This window comes from Sinomonas halotolerans, assembly GCF_039615075.1.
GTDB classification, from domain to species: Bacteria; Actinomycetota; Actinomycetes; order Actinomycetales; family Micrococcaceae; genus Sinomonas; species Sinomonas halotolerans.
Genome location: NZ_JBDFRB010000018.1, coordinates 48,648 through 69,191 on the forward strand (window position 1 = coordinate 48,648; position 20,544 = coordinate 69,191).

17 protein-coding genes are annotated in these 20,544 nt (G+C 72.7%); 6 read left to right on the forward strand and 11 right to left on the reverse strand.

What is annotated here, in order from left to right:
* Positions 1-107 precede the first annotated feature (107 nt).
* From mnhG to ABCQ75_RS14890, 6 genes are read right to left on the reverse strand one after another with little or no spacing between them, the layout of a single operon-like run.
* Positions 108-500 (reverse strand): monovalent cation/H(+) antiporter subunit G, encoded by a 393-nt coding sequence (gene mnhG, locus ABCQ75_RS14865; protein ID WP_345886378.1) that lies wholly within the window; start codon positions 498-500, stop codon positions 108-110.
* The gene (locus ABCQ75_RS14870) at positions 497-769 is read right to left on the reverse strand and encodes an MrpF/PhaF family protein (protein ID WP_427916114.1); all 273 of its coding nucleotides are present in this window, start codon (positions 767-769) and stop codon (positions 497-499) included. Before ABCQ75_RS14870 ends, mnhG begins: the two co-directional genes overlap by 4 nt.
* The gene (locus ABCQ75_RS14875) at positions 766-1,395 is read right to left on the reverse strand and encodes a Na+/H+ antiporter subunit E (RefSeq protein WP_345886380.1); all 630 of its coding nucleotides are present in this window, start codon (positions 1,393-1,395) and stop codon (positions 766-768) included. The genes ABCQ75_RS14870 and ABCQ75_RS14875 overlap by 4 nt, the downstream gene beginning before the upstream one ends.
* Entirely contained in the window at positions 1,392-3,014 is a 1,623-nt protein-coding gene (locus ABCQ75_RS14880) for a Na+/H+ antiporter subunit D (RefSeq protein ID WP_345886382.1), read from the reverse strand. The genes ABCQ75_RS14875 and ABCQ75_RS14880 overlap by 4 nt, the downstream gene beginning before the upstream one ends.
* Complete coding sequence (locus ABCQ75_RS14885) at positions 3,011-3,568, reverse strand: Na(+)/H(+) antiporter subunit C (RefSeq protein ID WP_345886383.1); 558 nt, start codon at positions 3,566-3,568, stop codon at positions 3,011-3,013. Before ABCQ75_RS14885 ends, ABCQ75_RS14880 begins: the two co-directional genes overlap by 4 nt.
* A complete protein-coding gene (locus ABCQ75_RS14890; protein WP_345886405.1) occupies positions 3,565-6,633 on the reverse strand; it encodes a Na+/H+ antiporter subunit A in 3,069 nt (1,022 codons plus the stop codon). The genes ABCQ75_RS14885 and ABCQ75_RS14890 overlap by 4 nt, the downstream gene beginning before the upstream one ends.
* A 106-nt stretch (positions 6,634-6,739) precedes the next feature.
* Here ABCQ75_RS14890 and ABCQ75_RS14895 point away from each other — a divergent pair, with 106 nt between their 5' ends.
* The 4 genes from ABCQ75_RS14895 to ABCQ75_RS14910 all read left to right on the forward strand — a co-directional run bounded on the left by ABCQ75_RS14895 (position 6,740) and on the right by ABCQ75_RS14910 (position 11,311).
* Positions 6,740-8,119, forward strand: coding sequence for an MFS transporter (locus tag ABCQ75_RS14895; RefSeq protein ID WP_345886385.1), 1,380 nt, complete (start codon positions 6,740-6,742; stop codon positions 8,117-8,119).
* A gap of 443 nt (positions 8,120-8,562) precedes the next feature.
* A complete protein-coding gene (locus ABCQ75_RS14900; protein WP_345886387.1) occupies positions 8,563-9,045 on the forward strand; it encodes a cation:proton antiporter regulatory subunit in 483 nt (160 codons plus the stop codon).
* A gap of 6 nt (positions 9,046-9,051) precedes the next feature.
* On the forward strand, positions 9,052-10,248 hold the full coding sequence (locus ABCQ75_RS14905; RefSeq protein ID WP_345886389.1) for a cation:proton antiporter: 1,197 nt from the start codon (positions 9,052-9,054) through the stop codon (positions 10,246-10,248).
* A gap of 220 nt (positions 10,249-10,468) precedes the next feature.
* Entirely contained in the window at positions 10,469-11,311 is an 843-nt protein-coding gene (locus tag ABCQ75_RS14910) for an amino acid-binding protein (protein ID WP_345886391.1), read from the forward strand.
* 96 nt (positions 11,312-11,407) lie between these two features.
* Here the strand turns inward: ABCQ75_RS14910 and ABCQ75_RS14915 are convergent, their stop codons facing one another.
* The 5 genes from ABCQ75_RS14915 to ABCQ75_RS14935 all read right to left on the reverse strand — a co-directional run bounded on the left by ABCQ75_RS14915 (position 11,408) and on the right by ABCQ75_RS14935 (position 17,791).
* Positions 11,408-11,611 carry a hypothetical protein gene (locus ABCQ75_RS14915; protein ID WP_345886393.1) on the reverse strand — a complete coding sequence of 68 codons (204 nt, stop codon included), beginning with the start codon at positions 11,609-11,611 and terminating at the stop codon, positions 11,408-11,410.
* 52 nt (positions 11,612-11,663) lie between these two features.
* A complete protein-coding gene (locus ABCQ75_RS14920; protein WP_345886394.1) occupies positions 11,664-12,437 on the reverse strand; it encodes a LutC/YkgG family protein in 774 nt (257 codons plus the stop codon).
* Entirely contained in the window at positions 12,434-13,957 is a 1,524-nt protein-coding gene (locus ABCQ75_RS14925; RefSeq protein ID WP_345886396.1) for a LutB/LldF family L-lactate oxidation iron-sulfur protein, read from the reverse strand. The genes ABCQ75_RS14920 and ABCQ75_RS14925 overlap by 4 nt, the downstream gene beginning before the upstream one ends.
* Entirely contained in the window at positions 13,954-14,832 is an 879-nt protein-coding gene (locus ABCQ75_RS14930; protein ID WP_345886397.1) for a (Fe-S)-binding protein, read from the reverse strand. Before ABCQ75_RS14930 ends, ABCQ75_RS14925 begins: the two co-directional genes overlap by 4 nt.
* Before the next feature lie 94 nt (positions 14,833-14,926).
* Complete coding sequence (locus ABCQ75_RS14935) at positions 14,927-17,791, reverse strand: FAD-binding and (Fe-S)-binding domain-containing protein (RefSeq protein ID WP_345886398.1); 2,865 nt, start codon at positions 17,789-17,791, stop codon at positions 14,927-14,929.
* Positions 17,792-17,982: 191 nt separating this feature from the next.
* On the opposite strand from ABCQ75_RS14935, the gene ABCQ75_RS14940 reads away from it, so the two are divergent.
* Together ABCQ75_RS14940 and ABCQ75_RS14945 are read left to right on the forward strand one after the other, a co-directional pair.
* Positions 17,983-19,668, forward strand: a complete 1,686-nt coding sequence (locus ABCQ75_RS14940) for an L-lactate permease (RefSeq protein ID WP_345886399.1) — start codon at positions 17,983-17,985, stop codon at positions 19,666-19,668.
* An 83-nt stretch (positions 19,669-19,751) separates the two neighbouring features.
* Complete coding sequence (locus tag ABCQ75_RS14945) at positions 19,752-20,456, forward strand: FadR/GntR family transcriptional regulator (RefSeq protein ID WP_345886401.1); 705 nt, start codon at positions 19,752-19,754, stop codon at positions 20,454-20,456.
* Positions 20,457-20,544 lie beyond the last annotated feature (88 nt).

A 20,544-nucleotide genomic window follows, 5' to 3' on the forward strand; every position in this document is an offset into this window, starting at 1 on the left:
CGTCCCCACCCATACGGGGTCCCGTCCCGTTCGTTGTAGGGTCCCGTCCCCACCCATACGGGGTCCCGTCCCGTTCGTTGTAGGGCCCCGTCCCCACCCATACGGGGTCAGGCTTCCCCGGACCGGCCCGGACCGCCTTCGCGTCGCGCGTGCTCCAGACGGTCGACGACGTCGCCCAGCTCGTCCACGGTCAGCCGCGCCTCGTCGAGGTGCTTCGTGCGGTAGCCGGCACGCCCCACCATGTGGGCGGACACGGGGACCGTGAGCAGCTGGAAGATCCAGGCGAAGAGCAGGAGGGGCACGAGGGCCCAGCTGCGCATCTGTAGTCCCACGGCCGTGAGGAGCATGAGGGTCCCGAGGACCTGTGGCTTCGCGGCCGAGTGCATGCGCGTCATGAGGTCCGGGAAGCGCAGGAGCCCCAGCGCGGCCGTCAGCGAGAGCAGCGAGCCCAGGACCATGAGGACGCTTGCGGCCGCCGTGATCCAGGAGTCGGGGATCATCGCGGCCTCCTGTCCTGCACGAACCTGGCCACGGTCACGGACGCGGCGAACCCGATGAGCGTGATGGCCACGATGAGGGCGAGATGATCGGTGTGCCGGCCGGCGGCCATGTCCACCATGAGAGCCGAGGCGACCACGACGAGCAGCACGTCCGCCGCGATCACCCGGTCCAGGAGAGCGGGCCCGCGGGCCATCCGGACGATCGCTCCGAGGGCGGCGAGCCCGAGGAGCACGCTGCACAGCACGAGGACCCACGCTGGAATGCTCATGTCCGTCCTCCCTCTTCCCGTTCCGCAGTGGCCTCCCCCGGCCCCGCGGCCCCCTGTTCCTGCTCGGCCGCGGCGAGCCGTGCGAGCTGTTCCTCCTCCTGGAGCAGGAGCAGCTCCTCGCGCGTGCCCATGACGCGGATGAGCTCCGCCTCGGCGGCGAGGACCTCACGCCGCACGCGCTCGGCCGCCGCGGCGTCCTCGACGTTGATGAAGTGCACGTAGAGGGTCGCGTTGGCCCGGTCCACGTCCACCACGAGCGAGCCGGGGATGAGGGAGATGACGTGCCCGGTCGCGGTCACCATGAGGTCCGCGTGGCTGCGCAGCGGGACCGCGACGATCGCGCTCCGGACGGCCGGCCCGCGGACCACGGCGAGCCACATGACCTGGGCGCTCGCCACCGCGGCCTGACCCACGAACACCATCGCGTAGCGGAGCGCGTGCAGGAGGTGGAACCGGCCGCTGAGCTCCACCGGCGGTAGGTAGAAGAACCTGGTCACGACGAGCGCGACGAGCGCCCCGAACGCGAGGGTTCCGGGGCCGAAGTCCCGCCACAGCGCTCCCCACAGGACCACTAGCCAGACCAGGAGCGGCAGCTCGGTGCGCAGGGAGACCCGCTGCCGGCTCATGGCCGTTCCCCTCTCCCCGTCGCCGTGCCCGGGGCGAGCGCCGCGTCCCGGGCGGCGGCAGCAGCGGCGTCGGGCCCCAGGACGGCGGAGATGTACGCGGTGCGCTCGAGCATCGCGCCGGCGGAGCGCTCGGCAAGCCGGAAGAGCGGCCCGGCGAAGACCGTGAGGGCGAGCCCGAGCACCACGAGCCCCGCCGTGGCGCCCACCATGGTGTGCGGGAGTGCCGTGGCGGATGCGGGGGCGAGGAGCGCAGGGTCCGGGTCCTCGGCGTCCTCGGGGCTGCGCCAGAACACCCGGTTCCACACGCGGGCCATGGCCAGGAGGGTCAGGAGGCTCACGAGCACGCCCGCGGCCACGAGCACGAGTGCGGGAGCGGTGCCGAGCTCCACCCCCGCCTGGAGCAGGCCGAGCTTGCCGAGGAACCCGGACAGCGGCGGGATGCCGGAGAGGTTCATGGCGGGAAGGAAGTAGAGCAGGGCGAGCAGCGGCGAGAGCCTGGCCAGCCCCGCCACGCGGTCGTGCGAGGAGGAGCCGGCCCGCCGCTCGATCAGCCCGGCCACGAGGAAGAGCGAGGTCTGCACCGTGATGTGGTGGGCCACGTAGTACACGGCCGCGGCGAGCCCCAGGACGGTGCTCATCGCGAGCCCGAACACCATGTACCCGATGTGGCTCACGAGCGTGAACGAGAGCAGCCTCTTGAGGTCAGTCTGCGCGAGCGCGCCCAGGATCCCCACGAGCATGGTCGCGAGCGCCACGACCATGAGCGGGGTGTTGAGCCGGTCCCCGGGGAAGAGGAGCGTCTCGGTGCGCACCATCGCGTACACGCCCACCTTGGTGAGCAGGCCCGCGAACACGGCGGTGACGGGGGCGGGCGCCGTGGGGTAGGAGTCGGGGAGCCAGAACGAGAGGGGGAACACGGCGGCCTTGATCCCGAACGCAACGAGCAGCATGACGTGCAGGAGCGCCTGCACGCCGGGGTCCAGGGCGCCGAGCTTCACGGCGAGGTCGGCCATGTTCACCGTGCCCGTGGCGCCGTAGACCATGCCGATGGCCAGGAGGAACAGGAGCGAGGAGACCACGCTCACCACCACGTACGTCACGCCCGCCCGGATGCGCGGGCCCGTCCCGCCGAGGGTCATGAGCACATAGCTCGCGGTGAGGAGGATCTCGAACCCCACGTAGAGGTTGAACAGGTCCCCCGCGAGGAACGCGTTGGAGACCCCGGCCACGAGGATCATGTAGCTCGGGTGGAACACCGAGATGGGCCCGTCCCGGCCCGCACCCTCGGCCGCGCGGTCTGCAATGCCCTGCCCGGTCGCGTACACGAGGACGGCCAGGCTCACGGCCGTGGAGACCACGAGCATGAGCGAGGAGAACTGGTCCACCACGAGGGTGATCCCCCACGGCGGCGCCCATCCGCCGAGGGCCACGGCGTACGTCCCCCCGGTCTGGTCCCCCCACACCGAGGCGAGCAGGAAGCATTCGAGCACGAAGGTGAGCGCGAGCACCGAGATGGTCACCACGCGCTGGGCGCGCTCGTGGCGCAGGAGCATGAACGCGAGCGCCGCGCCGAGGACGGGGAGCACGACGGCGAGCGGTGCGAAGGCGGCGATGCTCACCTGGGCGCCTCCTCGGGCTCGCGCGATCCATCGGACTCGTGGGTGTCCTCGGCGTGCCGGGGCCGGTCGCCGCCCTCCTCGCCGCGCCGCGGGTCCGGGGCCGAGAGGGCCGCGCGGTCCGCGGCCACGGCGTCCTCGGGGTTCATGAACTCGCTGAGGTCGGTGGGGACGTCGGCGTCGTCCTCCGCGTCCCAGCTCGGCTGGGCGGCCACGCGCCGGTCCTCGGCGTCGTCCGCGAGCACGTCCTCCCGGCCCAGCTGCCATGTGCGGTAGATGAGGGCGAGCATGAAGCCCGTGACCCCGAGGGAGATGACGATCGAGGTGAGCACGAGCGCCTGCGGGAGCGGGTCGCTGTACGCGGCCGGGTCGGTGCCCTTGGCGTAGAACGGCGAGGTCCCGGCCCCGCCGCCCGTGGCGAGCAGGAGCAGGTTGGCCCCGTTGGTCAGCAGCAGGAGCCCCAGGAGCACGCGGGTGAGGCTCCGTTCGAGCACGAGGTACACGCCGCACGCGAACAGCAGGCCCGAGACGATGAGGAGGGTGAGGTTGGGCGTCATGCCGTGGCCTCCTCGACGTGCTCGTCGATCCGGGCCCCGAGGCTGCGCAGGATGTCCGCGACGAGGGCCACGACCACGAGGTACACGCCAACGTCGAACACGGTGGAGGTCACGAACTTCACGTCCCCGAACACGGGGAGCCAGAACTCGAGGACCGCGCTTTCGAACACGTTCCCGCCGAGCGCGAGCGGGACGACGCCGGTCAGTGCGGCGAGCGCGAGGCCGATCCCGAGCAGGATGCCGGGGCTCGTGGGGGCGGCCTCGTTGAGCTCGAACCGCCCTCCCGCGAGGTAGCGCACCGTGAGCGCGAGCCCCGCGAGGAGGCCGCCGGCGAACCCGCCGCCGGGCAGGTTGTGGCCGGCGAAGAGCAGGTACACGGACACCACGACCATGGTGTGGAAGGTCAGCCGGGTGATCACCTCGAAGATGATGGATCGGCGCTCGGGGGCCAGGGTCCGCCCGGCCACGAGCCACGCGTCCCGCTCGAGCGTGCCGAAGGTGCGGGCGACGGCGAGCTCCGCGGCTCCGCGGGCACGCTCTGCCGGGCGCACGCGGCCCACGCTGCCGGTCTCCACGTCCTCGGTGGCGCCGAGCTGGCGGCCGCGGTGGCGCACGAAGATGAGGCTCGCGATCCCGGTCGCGGCGAGGGTGAGGACGGAGATCTCGCCGAACGTGTCCCACGCGCGGATGTCCACGAGCGTGACGTTGACGGTGTTGAGGCCCCCGCCGCCCTCGTACGCAAGCTCGGGGAAGCGCAGCGAGACGGGGTCCGCGCTGCGCGCGCCCATCGCGAACAGGCCCGCGAACACCATGGCCGTCCCGAATGCGAGCGCGATCGCGATCCGCGCCACGCGGTACCTCCCGCCCGTGCGGTCGCGCAGCTGCGGCGGCAGGGAGCGCATGCCCAGCACGAACGCCACGAGGATGACGGTCTCGACGAGCATCTGGGTGAGGGCCAGGTCGGGGGCGCCCTGGAGCGCGAAGATGAGCGCGATCCCGTACCCGGTCACCGAGACCATGAGGACGGCCAGGAACCGCTTGTTGGCCCGCACGGCGGCGAGCGCGCCGAGGCCGATCCCGAGCCCGATCACGAGCTGGAGGGGCGAGCCCGGGTCCACCACCATGACCTCGGGCGGGAGCCGCAGGCGGCCCGAGAGCATGGCCAGAACGGGCAGGAGGGCGGCGACGGCGAGGATCACCGCGAGGTAGAAGAAGAGGGAGCCGCGCTGGGTGCGGCCCGTGACCCAGATGGCCGTGTCGTCGATCGCGCCGACGATGTTCCGGTACGCGCGCTCGGAGTCCACGGGCGATCCCAGGGCCTCCTGCACCCGGGCCACGGCGCCCCGGCCGGCGAAGAGCAACGCGCCCGCCGCCCACGCAGCTGCCGAGAGGGCGAGGGGGATCCCCAGGCCGTGCCAGAGGGCCAGATGCGGGACGTCCGCGGCCGCGGCCTGGCCCGCGGCAGCCTGCGCTGCGTTCTGCGCTGCGTTCTGCGCAGCGTTCTGCGCAGCCACCGAGTGCGCATAGGGGGCGGCCCATGCGTCCACGGGGGCCGGCCACAGGCCGTAGACGAGGCCGGCGAGCGCGAGGACGGCCGGCGCGGCGAGGAACAGCGGCGGGATCGGGGTGAACGGGGTGTCCTCAGTCCCGTGCTTGCGCGCGAACGCGCCCCACACGAACCGGGCGCTGTAGGCGACCGTGAGCGCCGAGCCGAGCACGAACCCGGCGAGGACGACGGCGGCCCAGCCCGCCGCGATCGGCGAGGCCCCGGCGTCGTGCGCGTCCGCCGACGCGAGCGAGGCGAAGGCCTCGAAGACCGCCTCCTTCGCCACGAAGCCGCCGAACAGCGGCAGGCCCGCCATGGACGCTGCCGCGAGCGCGGCCGTGGCCCCGAGCGCCCGGGACTGGCGGAACACGCCCGAGAGCCGGCGGATGTCCCGGGTGCCGGCCTGGTGGTCGATGATGCCGACCACGAGGAACAGCGCCGCCTTGAAGAGCGCGTGCGCCACGAGGAGCGCGAGGCCCGCGAGCGCCGCCGCGGGGGTGCCCAGGCCCACCACGGCCACGAGGAAGCCCAGCTGGCTGACCGTCCCGAACGCCAGGACGAGCTTGAGGTCGGTCTGGCGCAGAGCGCGGTAGCCGCCCAGGAGCATGGTCGCGACCCCGAAGGCCAGCACCACGGGAAGCCACGACGGGGTCGCGGACAGGGCGGGAGCGAACCGGGCCACGAGGTACACGCCGGCCTTCACCATCGCCGCCGCGTGGAGGTACGCCGAGACGGGGGTGGGCGCCGCCATCGCGCCCGGGAGCCAGAAGTGGAACGGGATGAGCGCGGACTTGCTCAGCGCGCCGACGAGCACGAGCAGCGCCCCCACCGTGACAGCGTCCGCCGTCGCGGAGGCCTGGGCGAGGTCCGGGAGCCGCTCGAGGAGCACGCTGATCCGGTACGTTCCGGCCGAGGACCCCAGCAGGATGAGTCCCACGAGCATCGCCAGGCCGCCCGCCGTGGTGACGATGAACGCCTGGAGCGCCGAGCGGCGGGCCGAGAGCCGGGTCCGCGCGTAGCCGATCAACAGGTAGGACAGGACGGTGGTGAGCTCCCAGAAGACGAAGAGGGCTATGAGGTCGTCGGCGGCGACGAGTCCCAGCATCGCCCCGGAGAAGGCCACCATCTGGCCGCCGAACCCGCCCAGGCCCGCCTCGTCCCGGCGGAAGTAGCGGGCGCAGTACAGGAGGACGAGAGCACCCACGCCCAGGATCAGCGCGGACATGGTCCACGCGAGCGCGTCCATCCGGAAGGCGATCTCGATCCCGAGCTGCGGCACGAACGGCCACGCCTCGGCAATCCCCCCGGCCGGGGACGAGCCCTCGGCAGGGCCGGTGCCCGAGGCGGCCGGGCCGGCGTCGTGCGCCGTGCCGTACACCGCGGGGTACAGCGAGCCGAGCCACACGAGCGAGCCCGCCGGCACCGCGGCGAGTGCAAAGAAGGCCCGGCGGCCCCACCGGGCGAAGATCCACGGCGCGCCAGCCGCCACTGCGAAGTGCAGGGCGAGGACTGGTATCACAGGGGGCGCTCCGCTCGTCAGGATGAAGGTGTCAAGGCGCGTCGGGTGCAGCGGCACATCAGTGGGGTTCCGGTCCGGCCATTCTAACTGGGGCTAGCATGCGAGCATGCGGACGTCCGGGGTCTCCGAGCTTGCCACCCATCCCCTGCCGGCGCGGCGCAGCCAGATCGTGGCGTGGGCCGCGTGGGACTGGGGCTCCGCGGCGTTCAACGCGGTCATGACCACGTTCGTGTTCACCGTCTACCTCGCCTCCGAGTCGTTCGGCGGAGAGGACCGCGCCTCCACCGTGCTCGGCGCGGCACTCGGGATCGCTGGGCTCGTGATCGCCCTGCTCGCCCCCGTGACGGGCCAGCGCTCGGACGCCGGGGGGCGGCGGAAGCTGTGGCTCGGGGTCAACACGGGCGTGGTCGCGGCGCTCACAGGCGCGTGCTTCTTCGTCTACCCGCGGCCGGAGCTGCTCGTCCTCGGGGCCGCGCTCATCGCGGCCGGGAGCGTGTTCAGCGAGTTCGCCGGGGTCAACTACAACGCGATGCTCGAGCAGATCGCCACGCCCAAGACCGTGGGGAAGGTGTCCGGGTTCGGGTGGGCCGCCGGGTACCTGGGCGGGATCGTCGCGCTCCTGCTCGTGCTCGTGCTGTTCGTGCAGCCCGCGTTCGACTGGTTCGGCGCCTCCACCGAGGAGGCCCTCAACATCCGGCTCGTGGCCGTGTTCTCCATGGCGTGGATCGTGGTGTTCTCCCTCCCCGTGCTCTTCGCGGTGCCCGAGGTACCGCGCAGGCCCGCCGCACGGCTCGGCATCCTCGCCTCCTACGGGCTACTGTGGCGGCGCATCCGGGCCATCTGGGCCACGAGCCCGCACACCATCTACTTCCTGGCGGCCTCCGCGGTCTTCCGTGACGGGCTCGCGGCGGTGTTCACGTTCGGCGGGGTGATCGCGGCCGGGACGTTCGGCTTCACGCTCTCCCAGGTGATCTTCTTCGCGATCTTCGGCAACGTCGTGGCGGCCGCGGGTGCCGTGCTCGGCGGGGTGCTGGACGACAGGGTCGGGCCCAAGCGCGTGATCGTGGGCTCCCTCGTGGGGCTCCTCGTCGCCTCCGGCGCCATCCTCGTCCTGGGGAACGGGACGTATTCTGTGGGCGGCATGCAGTGGACGGGGGCGCACACGTTCTGGGTGTTCGGGCTCTTCCTCACGCTCTTCGTGGGGCCGGCGCAGTCGTCCTCGCGGGCCTATCTCGCGCGGCTCGCGCCGGACGGCGAGGCCGGGGAGCTGTTCGGACTGTACGCGACGACGGGCCGCGCGGTGAGCTTCCTGGCCCCGACACTCTTCAGCCTCAGCATCACCCTCGCCATCCCGCTCGTTGCCGAGGGCCAGGCGCAGCGCTGGGGCATCGCTGGGATCATGGCGGTCCTCCTCGCGGGCCTCCTCGTGCTGCTGCCGGTCAAGCCCCCAGCCAGGATCAGCGCCGCAGTTGTCCCCGAAACCTGACCTCCCCGTTTCGGGTACACATCCTCGCGCCCTCAGGCCGTTTCGGGTACACATATTCGCGCCCCCAGCCCTCTCGGGTACACATCCCAGGCCCCACAGCGATCTCGGGTACACATCCCACGCCCCCCAACGGTTTCGGGTACGGATATCTGCTCCTAAGCGCGTCTCGGGTACGCACGACGACGACGAGGCGGCCGCGCACGCCGGGCACCCGCCGTCGTCCGCCCCCGGGCAGGCTGACGCGGCGCGACCGATCGGAGCGCCGACGGCGCGTACCCTAAACGCTCCCTCTCCGCCCGACCGATGTGTACCCGAGATTGGTGTGGGCGCTCGTACCTGTACCCGAAACGGCCCTGGGGACGCCCCTATGTGTACCCGAAACGGCCTGAGGGCGCGTTATGTGTACCCGGAACGAGGAGGGCGGGCCGGACTAGAGTTGAGGCATGAACGTTGACGAGACCGATCTCCCGGGATTCGGGGTCCGCAAGGACTTCATGACCCAGTCCGGGCGGCGGATCGGCGTGGTGACCCACCGCGACGGCGAAGCCGAGCTCATCGTGTCCGCATGGGACGATCCCGACACGTGCCTCGCCTCTGTCCCGCTCACGGGCGAGGAGGCGACCACCCTGGGCAACCTGCTGGGCAGCCAGAAGATCGTCATGCAGCTCACCGAGGAGCACCGCGAGGTCCCCGGCATCACCACCCGCCAGTTCCACATCGCCGCCGATTCGCCCTACAAGGACCAGCCGATGGGCGAGACGTGCATGCGCACCCGCACGGGCGTCTCGATCGTGGCGATCATGCGCGAGGGCGAGGTCATGGCCTCCCCGGGGCCGGACGTCGCGCTGCGCTCAGGCGACCTCATCGTGGCGGTCGGCACACAGGAAGGCCTCGACCAGGCCGCCGAGATCCTGCGCAACGGCTGACCCGCCATGGACCGGCTCGCGCTGACGCTGATCGAGCTGGGGGCGGTGGTCTTCGCCCTCGGCCTTCTCGCGCGGCTCGCGGGCCGGATCGGGATGTCCCCGATCCCCCTCTACCTTGTGGGCGGTCTCGTCTTCGGCGCCGGCGGCGTCGTTGAGCTGAGCGGCGTACGGGACTTCGCGCACCTCGCGGGCGAGATCGGCGTGATCCTCCTCCTGTTGATGCTCGGGCTGGAATATACGGCGCAGGAGCTCGTCACGGGCATGCAGCGCTCATGGCAGGCCGGCTGCGTGGACCTCGTGCTGAACTTCCTGCCGGGCGCGGCCGTCGCGCTGGTGCTGGGCTGGGGCGCGGTGGGGGCGCTCGTCATGGGAGGCGTCACGTATATATCGTCGTCGGGAATCGTCGCCAAGGTCGTCACGGACCTGGGCCGGCTCGGCAACCGGGAGACACCTACCATCCTCGCGATCCTCGTGTTCGAGGACCTCGCCATGGCCGTCTACCTGCCCATCCTCACGGCGGTGCTCGCCGGCGTGAGCTTCCTCGGCGGGCTCCAGACGGTGGCTATCTCGCTCGCCGTCGTGAGCGTGGTCCTGCTCGTCGCGCTGAGGCACGGCCACCACGTGTCGAAGGCCGTCCACAGCGAGAACTCCGAGGTGTTCCTCCTGAACGTCATGGGCCTCGCGCTCCTCGTGGCGGGCCTCGCCTCGGCCATGCAGGTCTCGGCGGCGGTCGGCGCGTTCATGCTCGGCATCGCGATCTCGGGCACGACGGCGTACAACGCCTCTCAGGTCCTCGCACCCCTGCGCGACCTCTTCGCCGCGATCTTCTTCGTCGCCTTCGGCCTCAACACCGACCCCGCGACGATCCCGCCCGTCCTCGGCTGGGCGCTCGCACTCGCCGTCGTCACCGCGCTGACCAAGGTCGTGACGGGGTGGTGGGCCGCAGGCCGCGCGGGCGTCGGCGTCCCCGGCCGCGCACGCGCGGGGGCGGCGCTGATCGCGCGCGGCGAGTTCTCGATCGTCATCGCCGGCCTCGCCGTCACCTCGGGCGCCGTCACCGGCGAGCTCGCCGCCCTCGCCACCGCCTACGTCCTGCTCATGGCCATACTCGGCCCGTTCGCGGCGCGCTTCGTCGAACCGCTCGTCCGCGCAGTCCGGGGCCCGCGCGGCCCGCGCCCCACCCCGGCGCGAGTCCCCTTCTGAGCACCCTCCCCGAACGCATCCTCCCGAGCCGCGACGCCGCCCACGGTGCGGTCCCTCGCGCGGCGAGGGCCCGGCGTCGTGCGCACGACGGCGCGGCGGGGCCACCGGGCGGAGCCTGCCCTGGGGCGGGAGGGGGGCCCGGTGAGCGGAGAGGGATCTTAAACGCGGGCGCAACCCCGCCCGCAACCCCTCCGAAACAGTGCGCGGGTTGGATGGACGCATGAGCACCTTCACGCACACTCCCCCGCCCTCGGAACTGGCCTGTGACGTGTGCGGGCGCTTCCCGGAACCGCCCAGGATCCGCCTCACGCTCGCGAACGTGGCCGCGATGCTGCCCGTGGAGCTGGTCGTCCATGCCCTCGTGGTGGGGACGGGATGGCCGCTCCCGGTGAAGGTCGCGCTCCTGGCGGTGACGGCGACGGCGCTCGTGATCTGGGTGGCCGAGCCGGGGGCACGGCGCCTGTTCCGGGCCTGGCTGCACGCGCCCGCGCTGCGGAAGCGGCGGCAGCTCGACGTCGCGCCCTCGCTCTGGCGCGCACGCGCCACCCTGCCGGACACGCCCGGGGCGCTTGAGCACCTCACGCACGGGCTGGCCCGGCTGCAGGTGAACATCCTCGCGATCCAGGCGCAGCCGGTGCGCAGCGGGGTCGTGGACGAGTTCGTGCTCTCGGCGCCCGGCGGCATCACCGAGCAGGACCTCGTCGAGGCCCTCTCGCGCGGAGGAGGGGAAGCGGCACGGGTCTGGCCGACGACGCCACTCGCCCTCGTGGACGGGCCCACCCTCGCGCTGTCCCTCGCCTCGCGGGTCGCGGCGGCCCCCGCGGAGCTGCCCTACGCGGCCGCGGAGCTGCTCTCGGCGCAGCGGGTGCCGGCCGACCGCAGCATCCCCGACGCCTGGCACGCCGCCCGGACCGTGCTCAAGGTCCCGACCCCGTGGGACGCCCCGCTCGTGCTCATCCGCCCGGGCGTGCCGTTCACACCGGCCGAGGAGGCACGGGCCGTGCGCCTCGCCGAGCTCGCGGAGGTCGTGGAGCGGGGCGCGGGCCGCCTCACGGGCGCGTAGCCTCGCGGGAGCGCAGCAGCACCCCGAGAGCGCAGCGGCACCTCGAGCGCAGTGGCACCTCGAGCGCAGTGGCACCGGCGTGCGCGGGCCGCGCACTCACCTGCGTCGCGGCCTCCCGGCCGCCCACCACGCTGCCGACCCCAGCACGCTGCCCAGCAGAAGGAGCACGAGCCAGGCGTCGCGGCTGAAGACCTGCATCTCGGACTCGGGAGTCCTCGCGAAGTCCGCGACCGAGACGACCCAGAACGCGAGCCCGGCCACGAGCAGCACCGCCGGGGGCCACACGATCACCGCATCCATGGCCAGATTCTGGCGGACGCGGGGAGCTGCGGGTAGGGGCCTTCGGACCGGGTCAGCGGACGATCAGCACGTCCAGGGTCCGCGGCCCGTGGACCCCCTCGACCCTTTCCAGCTCGATGTCGCTCGTGGCCGACGGCCCCGAGATGAGCGTGAGCGGGCGCGTGGTGTCCAGCCGCGCGAACGCCTCCGGCACCACCCCCACAATGCTCTCCACGGGCACCACGCACACGTGGTGGTCCGGCACGAGCGATATGGCCCGCCGCCCCTGGTCCGGGGAGCCGTCCAGCACGATCGTCCCGGTCTCGGCGATGCTCACCGAGGAGCTGGTCACCACGGCGTCAAGCCCGTCCAGGCGCACGACGCCGAGCGGCGCCTCGGGCGTGTCCGTCACCGCGTGCTCGGCGAGGCTCGGGTGGAGCCACTCGGCGGGGAGCCCTGCGGGGACGGCGAACGCCTTGCCCTCGAGCCGCGCGCGGATGGCCTCGGCGACGCCGTCCGCACTGATGACCTCGACCCGGGCCTTGTAGTCCTCGAGCCGGTCCACGAGCAGGGCGACCAGCGCGTCCTCGGTGAGTCCCGACGTCGTGCGGTACCGCGGGGCCGCCACGGCGTACCCCGCCTCGGCGGTCAAGTCCCCCATCTCGGCGGACGAGTCCCCCACCTCGGCGGACGAGTCCCCCATTTCGGTGGTCAAGGCCCCCACCTCGGCGGACAAGTCCCCCATTTCGGCGGACGAGCCCCCCATCTCGGCGGGGGTCGTGGGAGCCGAAGGGCCCGTGCCGAGGGCCGTGTGGATTCGGGTCAGGATGTCCTCGCGGGCGCTCACTGGGCCTCCCCTTCGGTCGCGGGCGTCTCGTTCTTCTGCGGGTCTGCCTTCCCGCGCTTCTTCCACTGCTGCCGGAACGACTCGGCGGGCGGGGCGGGGATGTCCCGGCTCTGGGTCCAGCCCGCGCCGAGGCCCGGCAGCTTCGAGATCTTGCCGTCCCGCCCGGCCGCGGCCCGCCCGAGCGGGAGCCCGCGCTCGAGCAGGCCCAGGTGCGCGCCGTCGGACAGCGCCCAGGACGCGCCCTTCATGGCGAGGTCCATCTGCGAGGGAAGCCGCTTTGCGCCCCGGCGGGACTCGACGTCCTCGCCGCGCAGGTGCACGAGGATCTCCGGGATGTTGATCTTGACCGGGCACGCGTCGAAGCACGCCCCGCAGAGCGACGAGGCGTACGGGAGCGAGTTGTTCTCCTCCGCCTCGACCCCCGTCAGCAGGGGCGAGAGGATCGCGCCGATCGGCCCGGGGTAGGTGGAGCCGTAGGCATGGCCGCCGGTCCTCTCGTACACGGGGCACACGTTCATGCACGCCGAGCAGCGGATGCAGTGCAGCGCCGAGCGGCCATGCCGGTCCGCGAGCGCGCGGGTGCGGCCGTTGTCCAGCAGGATGACGTGGACGTCCGAGGGCCCGTCCCCGGGCATGGCCCCGGTCCAGAGCGACGTGTACGGGTTCATGCGCTCCCCCGTGGAGGACCGCGGCAGCAGCTGCATGAACACGCCGAGGTCCTCGGCCCGGGGCAGGACCTTCTCGATGCCCATGACGGTGATGAGCGTCTCCGGCAGGGTGAGGCACATGCGCCCGTTGCCCTCGGACTCGACCACGCCGAGCGTGCCGGTCTCGGCGATGCCGAAGTTGGCCCCGGAGATCGCCACCTTCGCCGAGAGGAACTTCGCGCGCAGGTGCGCCCGGGCCGCCATCGCCAGACGGCGGGGCTCGTCCGTGAGCTCCGGGTCGACGCCGGGCATCTCCGCCAGGAAGATGTCGCGGATCTCGGTGCGGTTGCGGTGGATCGCCGGGACGAGGATGTGGCTCGGCTTGTCGTGGCCGAGCTGGACGATGAGCTCGGCGAGGTCCGTCTCGTAGGCCGCGATGCCGCGCTCCTCGAGGTGCTCGTTGAGCCCGATCTCCTGGGTGGCCATCGACTTGACCTTGACCACCTCGGTGGCCTCGCGCTCGCGCAGGAGCCCCTCGACGATCGCGTTGGCCTCGTCGGCGTCGCGCGCCCAGTGGACGGTGCCGCCGCGGGCGGTGAACTGTTCCTCGAACTGCGCCAGCAGCTCGGGCAGCCGCTCCATGGCCTCGGCCTTGATCGCCGAGCCGGCCTCGCGCAGCTCCTCCCAGTCCGGCAGCTCCGAGACGACGCGCAGGCGCTTGTCCCGGATCGTGTGGGTCGCGTGGCGCAGGTTCGCGCGCAGCTGGCCATTGGCCAGATGCTGCGGAGCGGCGTCCGGGAAGGACTCGGTGGCGGAGATGTTGCCGAATCCGCGGGGCGGGATCGCCGGGATCCCGAGCGGGACAGCGGTCATCGCGCGCCTCCCTCAGTGCCCGCCGCGCGGCCGGTGAGGGCCAGCTCGCCGTCGGACTCCAACGGGTTCTCCCGCGTCGAGGCGAGCACCTCCGCGAGGTGGACGGTCCGCACAGGGGCGCCCGACGCCGTCGTGCGCCCCTCGCGGGAGAGGCCGCCGCCGATGTGCATGAGGCAGCTCGCGTCGCCGCCCGCGCAGGCGCCCGCGCCGGTGCCGCAGATGTTCGCGACCTTGTCGGCGAGCATCGCGGAGGAGACGTCCGCGTTCTTGACGGAGAAGGTGCCGCCGAACCCGCAGCACTGGTCGGCGTCGGGGAGGTCGACGACGTCGAGCCCCTCGACCGTGGACAGGAGCGCGCGCTGCCGGTCGCCGAGGCGGAGAAGGCGCATGCCATGGCACGAGGGGTGGTATGTGATGGTGCCGGGGAGGTAGGAGCCGAGCTGCGCGGCGGCATCGGTCACGCCGAGCACGTCGGTGAGCAGCTGGGCGAGCTCGTAGGTGCGGGCGCCGACGGCCTCGGCGCGGGCGGCGAGGGTGCTGTCAGCTCCCTTCACGCCGTGCCCGCTGCGCTCTTCCGCCCAACGCGCGACCATCGCGTGCTGGTGCTTCACCGAGGCGACACACGAGCCGGAGGGCGCGACGGCGACGTCGTACTCCCCCGCCTCGAAGCCGGCCTCGAAGGTGCGCACGTGGTTCTCGACGACGGGGAGTGCCTCGCGGAAGTAGCCGGAGTTGACGTGCATCTGGCCGCAGCAGGCCTGGCCGGCGGGGAACACGACCTCGTGCCCGAGCCGCTCCAGGATCTGCGCCGTGGCATGGGCGACGCGCGGGTACATCGCGTCCACGATGCACGTCGCGAAGAGCGCGATTCTCATGGGGTCCTCTTTCCGGCCCGGCCGCAGGGGGCGGGCCATGTGGTCTGACCGTAGCAGTGGGGGCTGGCAGGCTGCGGGAGCCCACCGTGCGTGGTCACGGGCGGGTGGCCTGTGCGACGAGCTCGAGGATGTGCCTGTAGGGCCGGGCGGTGGCCCGGGTGAGCCCGATCTCGCACGTGCGGTTCGTGGACGCGTACTCGGCGAACCGGCCCCCGCGGGCGCGCTCGGCCGCCTCGATGCCCGCCGCCTCGGGGGCGGTGGCCGAGGCGGTGAGCTCGGGGTGCAGGAGCCCGCGGTCTCCCGCGAAGGCGCAGCAGCCGGCCTCGAGGGGGCTGAATACCTCCGCGGAGATGTGCTCCGCGAGCGCGGCGAGGTGCGGGACGGTCCCGGCGATCGTGCCCGAGCAGGTCGGGTGGAGGGCGATCGAGGCCACGGGGGCGTGCACGGGCAGGCGCGGCAGGAGGCCGGCGGCGAACTCCACGGCGTCCACGACCCGCAGCCCCGTGCCCTCGGCCGCGGACCCGAGCATGACGGCGAGGCCCTCCGCGCACGAGGAGGCGTCGACGACGATCGGCAGGCGCCCGCCGTCGGTCGCCTCGACGAGGGCGGGCACCACGACGCTTCGCATGTGCTCCCAGCCGGCCGTCATGCCCTTGGACTTCCAGGGCGTGCCGCAGCACATCGAGCCCAGGCCCTCGGGTGTGCGCAGCCGCACGCCTGCGCGGTCGCACATCTCGAGGAACGCACCGGAGGCGCCGCCGGCGTGGCCGCCTTCCTCGGGGCCGAACATGGTCCCGATGCACGCGGCGAACAGGACCGCCTCGGCCTCGGCGTCGCGCCGCCGGGGACGGGCAGAACCGCCGCCCGGGAGCGCGCCGTCGTACGCCGGGATCCCGTCCCCGAGCAGCTTGCGCGCAAGGTGCGTGGCACCCTCGATCGGCGCGGCGGGGAGGGCCTTCGCGACGCTCAGCGCCGCGCCGCCCACGCGGGAGGCGGCGCCCCAGGCATGGGCCGCGCCGTTCCACGCAGCGGACTCGGCCGGGCCGGCGGCCTCGGCGCGCAGCCGGCGCACGAGGTCGCCCGTGTTGATGCCCACCGGGCACGCCGTGCCGCACATGCCGTCGACCGCGCAGGTGGAGACGGCGTCGTAGTCGTAGCCGTCCATGATCTCGCGGGCGAGCTCCTCGTTGCCCTCGGCGCGGGCACGCTCGGCGTCCCGGCGCAGGGTGATGCGCTGGCGCGGGGTCAGCGTGATGGAGCGCGAGGGGCACACGGGCTCGCAGTACCCGCACTCGACGCAGCGGTCCACCTCCTCCTCGACCGTCGGGGTGACCTTGAGGTTCTCGAGGTAGGAGCGGGGGTCGTCGGAGAGGACGGCGCCCGGGTTGAGGATTCCGCTCGGGTCCACGAGGTCCTTGAGCTCGCGCATGACCGCGTAGAGCTCGTCCCCGTACTGCCGGCGCACGTAGGGGGCCATGATGCGGCCCGTCCCGTGCTCGGCCTTGAGCGTTCCGCCCGCGCCGAGGACGAGGTCCACGAGGTCCTCGGTGAAGTCCTCGTAGCGGCGCGTGTCGGTGCCGCCGCCGAAGTCCTCGTTGAGCATGAAGTGGAGGTTGCCGTCCTTGGCATGGCCGAAGATGACGGGGTCCCGGTAGCCGTGCTGGGACAGGAGGCCGCCGAGCTCGTGGCACGTCTGGGCGAGGGCCGGTACGGGCACCGCGATGTCCTCGAGGAGCTGGCTCGTGCCCGAGGGCCGGGCGCTCGCCACCGTCGAGTAGAGGCCCTTGCGGACCTTCCAGAGCGCCGCCCGCTCCCGCGCGCTGCGCGTCATGGCGACGGGCCGCTCGAGGCCGAGCTGGGCGAAGAGGGCCTCCGCCGCGCGGGCGCGCTCGTCGAGCTCTCCTGCCTCGCCGGCCGCGAACTCGACCAGGAGGGCCGCGGGGTCGGGGAGGTCCAGGGAGCGGATCTCCTCGGGGCAGTCCGCGAGGCGGGCAGATACGCGCAGGGACGTGGCGTCCATGAGTTCGGCGGTCTTCGCGCCCGCCGCGACGAGCTCGGGAATGGCGGCGGCCGCGGCGCCGATGCCGGGGAAGACGAGCAGGCCCGTGGCGATGTGGGGCTGGACCTGGACCGTGTCGAAGACCGCCTCCGCGACGAAGGCAAGCGTGCCCTCCGAGCCGATGACGAGGTGGACGAAGATGTCCAGCGGGTCCTCGAAGTCGAGGAAGGCGTTGAGCCCGTAGCCCATCGTGTTCTTCATCGAGAACTGGCGGCGGATCGTGGCGACCGAGTCCGGGGAGGCGAGGATCCGGCGCCGCAGCCGGAGCAGGCCCTCGTGCAGGGCGGGCTCGCGGGCCGCGAACTCGGCGGCGGCGCCGGGGGCCCCCGAGTCGATCACGGTGCCGGAGGGGAGCACGAAGCGCATGGACTTGAGCGTCCGGTAGGTGTTCGCCTCGGTGCCGCAGTGCATGCCCGAGGAGTTGTTGGCCACGACGCCGCCGATCGTGCAGGCGATCTCGCTGGCGGGGTCGGGGCCGAGGGCTCGCCGGTGGCGGGCGAGCCGGGCGTTGACCGCGCGGACCGTGGCGCCGGGCTGCACGCGGACGGACCGCCCGTCGTCGAGCACGTCGATGGCGCCGAAGCGGCGGCGCGTGTCGGCGAGGACGCCTGCGGTGATCGCCTGCCCGGAGAGGCTCGTCCCGCCGGAGCGGAAGGTCACCGGGGCGCCGTGGCGGGTGCAGGCCCCGAGGAGGGCGGCGACGTCCTCGGCGGTGCCCGGTGTCGCGACGAGGCTCGGGACGAGGTGGTAGTGCGAGGCGTCGTGGGCCTTGGCGTGGAGGTCCAGCGGCCGGGTCGTGACCGACTCGGGTCCGAGGACTGCCGCGAGCTCGACGGCGAGATCCGGGATCTCGGGGGCGGCACCGCCGGCGTGGGCAGGGGCCGTCGCGGAGTGCGTCATCGCGGGTCCTTTCGGTGCTCGGCCGCTCCAGCGCGCAGGGCGGGCAGGGCGGAGGGCCGGAAGACTGTGGTCGGACCATAGTAGGGTGCGTGTGCCCCTTGTCACAACCGGCGGAATGTGTGCTAGCTTACGTGGTCGGACCACGCAGTCCCGCCAACCCGACCTCCTCACCCCTCCTCCCAGGAGCCCGCATGACCTTCACACCCGTGACCGACCCCGTGGCCGGCAGTGTTGCCGTGTCCGCGCTCATCGGCCTCATCCCCCTCGTGACCTTCTTCCTGCTGCTCGCGGTGTTCCGGCGTTCGGCCCCGGTGTCCGGCGCGGTGGCGCTCCTGGCCGCGGTCGCCGTCGCCGTCTTCGCCTACCGGATGCCGGCCGGGCTCGCCCTGCTGGCCGGCAGCCAGGGAGCAGTCTTCGGTGCGTTCCCCGTCTTCTGGATCGTCCTCACGGCCGTGTGGCTGTACCAGATCACCGTCCGCTCCGGACGCTTCGAGGACCTGCGCAGGATCTTCGACCGGATCGGCGGAGGCGACCTGCGCATCCAGGCCATCCTCATCGCGTTCTGCTTCGGCGGCCTCCTCGAGGCCCTCGCGGGCTTCGGCGCCCCGGTCGCGATCACCGCGACCATGCTCATGGCCATCGGCCTCAAGCCCCTGCGCGCAGCCATCACGGTCCTCGTCGCCAACACCGCGCCCGTCGCGTTCGGCGCCATCGCCATCCCGATCACCACTGCGGGCGCCCTCACCGGCATCCCCGCCGAGCACATCGGGGCGATCGTGGGCCGCCAGACCCCGCTGCTGGCCTTCCTCGTGCCGGTGCTGCTCCTGTTCCTCGTCGACGGCGTGCGCGGTGTCCGCGACGCATGGTTCCCCGCGCTCGTGACCGGCGTCGTGTTCGGCGTCGCCCAGTTCCTGTGCGCCAACTACTTCTCCTACGAGCTCACCGACATCGTCGCCGCCCTCGCCGGCCTGGGTGCCGCCGTCGTACTCCTGCGCTTCTGGAAGCCGCGGGGCGCCGCCGAGGCCCGCGAGCGCCTCGGTGTCGCAGAGCCCACCGTCCACGCGGGCGGGCCCGGTGCCGTGGACGTCCTGACCCGCTCCCGGGTCTGGCTCGCGCTCTTCCCCTACCTGCTCGTCATCGTCGTGTTCGCGGCCGCGAAGCTCTGGCGCTTCGGCGTCGACCTGCCCAAGGCGCTCGCATCGACGGACATCAAGATCCCCTGGCCCGTCCTCCACGACGCGCTCGTCACGGCCGAGGGCAAGCCGCTCTCCTCCACCGTGTACAACTTCCAGTGGCTCTCCGGCCCGGGCACGCTCCTGCTCGTCTCCGGCCTCGTCATCGCGGCGGTCTACGCCCGCTATGACGGCAACGGGATGTTCCGCATGCGGTTCTCCGAGGCGGTCGCCGACCTTCCCCGCACGTTCTTCAAGATGCGCAAGGCGGCCCTCACGATCGTGCTCGTCCTCGCGCTCGCCTACGTCATGAACCTCTCCGGCCAGACGATCGCGATCGGCACGTGGCTCGCCGGCACCGGCGCGGCGTTCGCCTTCCTGTCCCCGATCCTGGGCTGGATCGGCACTGCCGTGACGGGCTCGGACACGTCGGCCAACGCCCTGTTCGCCAAGCTCCAGCAGACCGCCGGCCAGCACGCGGGAATCGACCCCGCACTCCTGGTCGCGGCCAACACCACCGGTGGCGTGGTCGGCAAGCTCATCAGCCCGCAGAACCTCGCGATCGCCGCGACCTCGGTGGGCATGGACGGCAAGGAGTCCGTGATCTTCCGCAAGGTCGTGGGCTGGAGCGTCGGCATGCTGCTCGTGCTGTGCGTCCTGGTGTTCCTGCAGTCCACCCCGGTCCTCGGCTGGATGCTGCCCTAGCGCGCAGCTGTTCCCCCGCGGCGCCCCTCGCCCCCTGGCGTGGGGCGCCGCGGCGTATCCGGCGCGTGCGGCAAGATGGAGCCATGCCTGATTCCCCCACCGGCCGCGCCCACGATGTGGTCCTGCGGCACATCGAGGACAGCCTCCACTCCGGCGCGCTCAAGCTCGGCGACAGGCTGCCCGGCGAGCGCGCCCTCGCGGAGCAGTTCGGCATCTCCCGCGCCTCGGTCCGGGACGCGATCCGCACGCTCGAGGTGATGGGCGTCGTCCGTTCCGCCACGGGCTCGGGCCCCAACTCGGGCACCATCGTCGTCTCGGACCCGTCCTCGGCGCTCGGCGTCGCCCTCCGGATGCACGTCGCGAGCCACCACCTGCCGCTCAAGGACGTGGTCGAGGCCCGCATGATGATGGAGACCTGGTCGCTCGAGCACGCCGCCTCGGTGCCCTGGACCCCCGAGCAGCTCAACGATGCCAGGCTCCTCCTCGAGGCCATGGACGACGACGCCCTGCCGTCCCAGATCTTCACCCTCCTCGACACCCAGTTCCACGTCGCGCTCAGCGCACTGGCGGGCAACGTCGTCGTGAGCACGATGATGGAGTCCATGCGCGAGGCGATCCGCGGCTACATCGACGACGCCGTGGCCCGCCGCGGCACGTGGGACGAAGTGGTCCCGACCCTGCGTGAGCACCACCGCGGCATCTTCGAGGCGGTGGAGGCGCGGGAGGGCGAGCGGGCGGCCCGCCTAGTGCGCGAGCACATCGAGTGGTTCTACCGTCAGGCCCTCTGACCCAACCGCCCCCACCCCCCGACCCACCCTCTCCCCCCTCCGACCCCCTCCGACCCCCACCCCCTCCGACCCCCCACCCCCTCCGACC

Coding starts and splice junctions, on each gene's coding strand:
- mnhG (WP_345886378.1), bottom strand. CDS start 500: ATGATCCCCGACTCCTGGATCACGGCGGCCGCAAGCGTCCTCATGGTC.
- ABCQ75_RS14870 (WP_427916114.1), bottom strand. CDS start 769: ATGAGCATTCCAGCGTGGGTCCTCGTGCTGTGCAGCGTGCTCCTCGGG.
- ABCQ75_RS14875 (WP_345886380.1), bottom strand. CDS start 1,395: ATGAGCCGGCAGCGGGTCTCCCTGCGCACCGAGCTGCCGCTCCTGGTC.
- ABCQ75_RS14885 (WP_345886383.1), bottom strand. CDS start 3,568: ATGACGCCCAACCTCACCCTCCTCATCGTCTCGGGCCTGCTGTTCGCG.
- ABCQ75_RS14895 (WP_345886385.1), top strand. CDS start 6,740: ATGCGGACGTCCGGGGTCTCCGAGCTTGCCACCCATCCCCTGCCGGCG.
- ABCQ75_RS14900 (WP_345886387.1), top strand. CDS start 8,563: ATGAACGTTGACGAGACCGATCTCCCGGGATTCGGGGTCCGCAAGGAC.
- ABCQ75_RS14905 (WP_345886389.1), top strand. CDS start 9,052: ATGGACCGGCTCGCGCTGACGCTGATCGAGCTGGGGGCGGTGGTCTTC.
- ABCQ75_RS14910 (WP_345886391.1), top strand. CDS start 10,469: ATGAGCACCTTCACGCACACTCCCCCGCCCTCGGAACTGGCCTGTGAC.
- ABCQ75_RS14915 (WP_345886393.1), bottom strand. CDS start 11,611: ATGGATGCGGTGATCGTGTGGCCCCCGGCGGTGCTGCTCGTGGCCGGG.
- ABCQ75_RS14925 (WP_345886396.1), bottom strand. CDS start 13,957: ATGACCGCTGTCCCGCTCGGGATCCCGGCGATCCCGCCCCGCGGATTC.
- ABCQ75_RS14930 (WP_345886397.1), bottom strand. CDS start 14,832: ATGAGAATCGCGCTCTTCGCGACGTGCATCGTGGACGCGATGTACCCG.
- ABCQ75_RS14935 (WP_345886398.1), bottom strand. CDS start 17,791: ATGACGCACTCCGCGACGGCCCCTGCCCACGCCGGCGGTGCCGCCCCC.
- ABCQ75_RS14940 (WP_345886399.1), top strand. CDS start 17,983: ATGACCTTCACACCCGTGACCGACCCCGTGGCCGGCAGTGTTGCCGTG.
- ABCQ75_RS14945 (WP_345886401.1), top strand. CDS start 19,752: ATGCCTGATTCCCCCACCGGCCGCGCCCACGATGTGGTCCTGCGGCAC.